A 5,798-nucleotide genomic window follows, 5' to 3' on the forward strand; every position below is an offset into this window, starting at 1 on the left:
GTTTTCGCCCCCAGCACTACGGAGATTAAACGCATATCACCCTGGGTAGCCGAAGCAACCAGATTATATCCCGCACCTGCCGTGGTTCCTGTCTTCATGCCATCAACATTCAGATTGCTGCTCCACAGCAGACGGTTACGGTTAGGCTGACGAATTTTGTTGAAGGTGAACTCTTTCTCTTTATGAATGGCGTACTCTTCCGGCACATCGTGGATCAATGCTTTACCCAGCAATGCCATATCGCGCGCGGTACTGAACTGCCCCGGCGCATCCAGGCCGTGCACCGTCTGGAAGGTAGTGTTGGTCAGCCCCAGTTTTTTGGCATAACCATTCATCAGACCAATAAAGGACTCCTGGCTCCCGGCAACGTAATCGGCCAGCGCAATACAGGCGTCATTACCGGACTGGATAATCACACCTTTGTTCAAGTCTGCCACCGAAACCTGATCGCCCGGTTTGAGGAACATTACCGATGAACCACGCAGTGCCGGATTTCCCGTCGCCCAGGCATCTTTACCGACCGTCACCATATCGGTGAGTTTAATCTTATCGGCCTTAAGCACCTGCCCAACCACATAGCTGGTCATGATTTTAGTCAGGCTCGCGGGATCCAGTTTCTCATCCGCATTGCCTTCTGCCAGCACTTTACCGCTGGCGTAATCCATTAAAATCCATGCACGCGCATCCACGCTCGGCGCTTCAACGGTTTGTTCGGCCGCGAATGCCGTTGGGGCAAAAAGGAATAAAAATGCAGAACCCGCTGCAAGAGCACGAAGGAGAGAGGAGTATTGCGTCATAAATGCCACCCGAGTATCCATTCAAAAAAATACGTTATATCGCCGTATGATAAGTTCGGTGATTAATAACGCACACACAAACTTAAAGAAACCGTAAGTTGGTAAAGTTTTTAAAGTTTATGCAATATCCTGCCGCTTCGCTGCTTCTGGTGTCATTTTTTTGCCAGCTGTTGCTTAAAAGTTAACTTTACTTCACCATCGGAGTCCTGTTCAGTCTGTGGCTGCCTGTCGGAAAAGGGGTGAGTATGATTACGCTGTGGGGTCGGAATAATTCAACTAACGTAAAAAAAGTATTGCTGACGCTCGAATAACTGGAACTACCTTATGAGCAAATTCTCGCGGGCCGTGAGTTTGGGATAAATCACGATGCTGATTTTCTGGCGATGAACCCTAACGGGCTGGTGCCGTTGTTGCGTGACGACGAAAGTGATCTCATTCTTTGGGAATCAAACGCCATTGTCCGCTATCTGGCGGCACAGTACGGGCAAAAACGCCTGTGGATCGACTCACCGGCACGTCGTGCGGAAGCGGAAAAATGGATGGACTGGGCAAACCAGACGCTCAGTAATGCTCATCGCGGGATCCTGATGGGATTAGTCAGAACACCACCGGAAGAGCGCGATCAGGCCGCCATTGATGCCAGTTGCAAAGAGTGCGACGCCCTGTTTGCCCTGCTCGATGCGGAACTGGCAAAAGTAAAATGGTTCTCTGGCGACGAGTTTGGTGTGGGCGATATCGCTATCGCACCGTTCATCTACAATTTGTTTAACGTTGGCCTGACCTGGACACCGCGTCCAAATCTGCAACGCTGGTATCAGCAACTCACTGAACGCCCCGCAGTGCGCAAAGTGGTGATGATTCCCGTTAGCTAATTGCGTGGGCTAACTTTAAGTAATTCCCCACTGGACTCGTCGGTGAGAACGTATAAATAACCGTCGGGTCCAGTGCGAACATCACGAATTCGCTGCCCTCTGTCCGTTAAAATACGGCCATCTTCTGTCACTTTGTCGCCGTTGACGCTCATCACAATGACATCTTTATCTTTCAGCGCCCAATAAATAATTTTTGCTGCCACTGGGGGAATTTATCGCTGTTATAGAAGGCCATGCCGCTCACAGCGGGCGAATCTTTCCAGTAAAAAACAGGTTGCTCGGTCCCGGCGACGATCTCCCCTTTCGCTTCCGGTATCTTAAAGCCTGAATAGTTGATTCCCCAGGTTGCCAGCGGCCAGCCGTAGTTTTTGCCTTTTTGCGGGATATTAATTTCATCACCACCGCGCGGGCCATGTTCATTCAGCCACAGTGCATTACTCCACGGATTCATCGCCATTCCTTGCGGATTACGAATGCCATAAGACCAGATCTCGCCGCGCGCACCGGATTCCTTTATAAAAGGATTATCATCCGGGATTTCGCCCTGGTCGGTCAGACGCACCAGTTTGCCCTGTAATTTATCCAGATCCTGCGCCGTCGGGCGCTGATTGTTTTCGCCCAGAGCAATAAAAAGATAACCTTTACCGTCGAATACCAGCCGCCCGCCAAAATGGTTGCCGGTAGACAGTTTTGGCATCTGGCGGAAGACGGTGCGGAAGTCGGTCACTTTTGAGAGATCATCACTTAAGCGGCCATAACCCACAGCAGTTCCGGCTTTGCCATCATCGCCAACTTCGGAATAACTTAACCAGATGCGGCGAGACTGAGCAAAATCAGGCGCTAAAACCACGTCCAGCAGGCCGCCCTGCCCGTGCGCCCAAACGTCCGGAACTCCGGAAAGCGGCGCAGATAATCCTTTTCCTGCTTGCCAGTGACGCAACTCGCCGCCGCGCAGAGTGATTAACATACCGTGATTATCGGGTAAAAAGGCCAGTGCCCAGGGATGGTCGAGTTTGTCTTGCAGTACTTCGACATTTACCGTTGCAGGAGCCGCCCAGAGAGCGGAAGAAAGACAAATAAGGGGCACAAGGAAAAAGGATTGTCGATGCATAACGCCTCCGGATTGACTCTGGCTTAAAGCGTAGTCAGTGGAGGAGATAACAAATTCATTTTTACAAAAACTTAAACATGAAGGGGGAGACGCTTTCTCCCCCTTAGTTTTCAGGCCTTCTCAAGCATGGCGTGCTTCTGCAGGCTCTGGATACTCAGCGTTAAGCTCATCAGACAATTTTCAAGCTTATCGGCGTTGACGGTAATAACAGTCGGGCAATCATGGTGCCCACTCATCAAACATACTGCGGCTGTCGCTAATGCTTCTTCAGCATGATGAAGAGCACTCCACTCTTCCTGATCCAGATGAAGATTCAACCGCAGCGATTTATCGTGCAGTTCGCGATTCAGTTTAAAAAAGTTATCTCGTAGATGATTGCTTTCGCTGACGGACATGTATCCTTTTGCCTTCCTCAGTTGCACGTATGCAGCGAGGTCAACGCGTGCGTCGATCAACCGGTTCAGCAGATCGATTCGCTGTCTGTCAACGAACATACTTCGATCCTCCTCTTTCCAGCCTTGTTGCAATTAAATAGTATGGCTATTTTTTGAGCAAAATGCTGTCTAGGATCAATTCTTCACGCCGAATTAACAAAATTTACATTTCCTTCGCCTCCGCCAGCGAATGAGATTGCGATACAAATTTTATCCAGAACTCTGTAGAATCCCTGCCCTGACCTTTCCTGTAACTGAATATTTTTTAAGCTATGAGCAAAGTAACTCCCCAGCCGAAAATCGGCTTTGTTTCCCTTGGCTGTCCGAAAAACCTTGTCGATTCAGAGCGTATTCTCACCGAACTCCGCACTGAAGGTTATGACGTGGTACCGAGCTATGACGATGCGGACATGGTGATCGTCAACACCTGCGGCTTTATTGACAGCGCGGTACAAGAATCACTGGAAGCCATTGGTGAAGCGTTGAATGAAAACGGCAAGGTAATTGTGACCGGTTGTCTGGGGGCAAAAGAAGATCAGATCCGCGAAGTCCACCCGAAAGTGCTGGAAATCACCGGGCCTCATAGCTATGAGCAGGTTCTGGAGCACGTTCATCACTACGTGCCAAAACCGAAACACAACCCATTCCTGAGCCTGGTGCCAGAACAAGGTGTGAAACTGACGCCGCGTCATTATGCCTATCTGAAAATTTCGGAAGGCTGTAATCACCGCTGCACCTTCTGCATTATTCCGTCTATGCGCGGCGACCTGGTGAGCCGTCCGATTGGCGAAGTGTTAAGTGAAGCGAAACGTCTGGTAGATGCGGGCGTTAAAGAGATTCTGGTGATCTCGCAGGATACTTCCGCCTATGGCGTTGATGTTAAACATCGTACTGGCTTCCACAACGGCGAGCCGGTAAAAACCAGCATGGTCAGCCTGTGCGAACAGTTATCGAAACTGGGGATCTGGACACGTCTGCACTACGTTTACCCTTATCCGCATGTGGACGACGTCATCCCACTGATGGCAGAAGGCAAAATCCTGCCGTATCTGGACATTCCGTTGCAGCACGCCAGCCCGCGCATTCTCAAACTGATGAAGCGTCCGGGTTCTGTAGATCGCCAACTGGCGCGCATCAAACAGTGGCGCGAAATCTGCCCGGAACTGACCCTACGCTCAACCTTTATTGTCGGCTTCCCTGGCGAGACGGAAGAAGATTTCCAGATGCTACTCGACTTCCTGAAAGAAGCACGTCTGGATCGCGTTGGCTGCTTTAAATACAGCCCGGTTGAAGGTGCAGACGCCAATGCCCTGCCTGACCAGGTTCCGGAAGAAGTGAAAGAAGAACGCTGGAACCGTTTCATGCAGCTGCAGCAGCAGATTTCCGCCGAGCGCCTGCAAGAGAAAGTGGGCCGTGAAATTCTGGTGATTATCGACGAAGTGGACGAAGAAGGCGCGATTGGTCGCAGCATGGCAGATGCACCGGAAATCGACGGCGCGGTTTATCTCAATGGTGAAACCAACATTAAGCCGGGTGATATCCTGCGTGTGAAAGTCGAGCACGCCGATGAGTACGATTTGTGGGGTAGCCGGGTTTAATTAATTCAGGCCGGGCAAAATCATTTGTCCGGCCTGCGAATAATGATTACTGCCAGCTAATCTGTGCCCTGCCGTTTTTCTTACTCTTATACAGCCGCTCATCCGCCAGCATTTTCAAGCGTTCGACGGTAGTACATTTATTTGAATGCGCTACACCGATACTGGTGCTTAAATTAATGCTTCCCACCTGGAAATGAACGATTTCTTTTAGTATCGATAGCAACTCTTCCAGCGTGCCGCCAGTATAAATCACCGCAAATTCGTCACCTCCGAAGCGGTAGACTTTACCTTTATCTACCGGGATCTGTGATTTAAGGATTTTCACCACTTTCATCAACACTTCATCGCCCAGCAAATGACCGAAGGTGTCGTTAATGTTTTTGAATTTATCGACGTCAAACAGACACAAATAACCGCCTTTTTCCGGCAGCGCTTTTAAATCTTCATCAAAGGATTTTCTGCCCATTGCTTTGGTCAGGTCGTCCAGGAACGCCGAGTTATACATACTGTAGAGTTTTTTGACATCGGCAGCCGAAAAGAAAAGCCCGCCATCCAGTACGCGTTCAAAATGGTTATTAATGATGGCTTCTTTCTCCACAATACCACGATTAATCACTCTGCGTACCAGATAGAGGCAACTGGCACCCGATATCACTGCCACCAATGCGGCAAAGAAAATAATCAATGTACAAACCCGCAAATAAACATCTTTTTTATACGCAAATACGTACAATCCGGTCGGCAAATAGGCGAAGTGCTCCATCGCTTCCGAAACGGTGAAGATGGCGTTTTTAGCATTATATTCATCTCCGGTCACCGGTTTACCGTTCTTAAATAGAGAGAACATCAGGTTCTCGCTGTCCATCGCCAGCGATTTTGACAGTAAAGAAAAACGCTCCAGACCAAGCAAAAATATCAGACTACGATTGTGAGTTACCGGATAGAGGTAATAGACGAAGGTTTTACCGTCAAAAGAGATAAACCCT

The 5,798-nt window shown here is 49.4% G+C and carries 4 protein-coding genes and 2 pseudogenes; 2 read left to right on the plus strand and 4 right to left on the minus strand.

Annotation, left to right across the window (positions count from 1 at the left end; translation table 11 throughout):
• Positions 1 to 797: serine hydrolase (locus ACUU1I_RS19180; RefSeq protein ID WP_449144884.1), on the minus strand; the 797-nt coding region annotated here is incomplete at its 3' end.
• A gap of 245 nt (positions 798 to 1,042) precedes the next feature.
• Between ACUU1I_RS19180 and gstB the strand changes: the two are divergent.
• Positions 1,043 to 1,669, plus strand: a pseudogene (gstB, locus tag ACUU1I_RS19185) (glutathione S-transferase GstB).
• Here gstB and yliI read toward each other — a convergent pair.
• Positions 1,666 to 2,780: pseudogene (yliI, locus tag ACUU1I_RS19190) on the minus strand (aldose sugar dehydrogenase YliI). The pseudogenes gstB and yliI overlap by 4 nt on opposite strands.
• Positions 2,781 to 2,890: 110 nt before the next feature.
• Positions 2,891 to 3,274, minus strand: coding sequence for a biofilm formation regulator BssR (gene bssR / locus ACUU1I_RS19195; protein WP_000497137.1), 384 nt, complete (start codon positions 3,272 to 3,274; stop codon positions 2,891 to 2,893).
• 212 nt (positions 3,275 to 3,486) lie between these two features.
• Here bssR and rimO point away from each other — a divergent pair, with 212 nt between their 5' ends.
• Positions 3,487 to 4,812 carry a 30S ribosomal protein S12 methylthiotransferase RimO gene (gene rimO, locus ACUU1I_RS19200; RefSeq protein ID WP_000049366.1) on the plus strand — a complete coding sequence of 442 codons (1,326 nt, stop codon included), beginning with the start codon at positions 3,487 to 3,489 and terminating at the stop codon, positions 4,810 to 4,812.
• A 46-nt stretch (positions 4,813 to 4,858) separates the two neighbouring features.
• Here rimO and ACUU1I_RS19205 read toward each other — a convergent pair.
• The coding region (locus ACUU1I_RS19205) for a GGDEF domain-containing protein (protein WP_449144885.1) at positions 4,859 to 5,798 on the minus strand (940 nt) is incomplete at its 5' end.

This window comes from Shigella sp. SIG3, from assembly GCF_053555855.1.

Coding starts and splice junctions, on each gene's coding strand:
- bssR (WP_000497137.1), bottom strand. CDS start 3,274: ATGTTCGTTGACAGACAGCGAATCGATCTGCTGAACCGGTTGATCGAC.
- rimO (WP_000049366.1), top strand. CDS start 3,487: ATGAGCAAAGTAACTCCCCAGCCGAAAATCGGCTTTGTTTCCCTTGGC.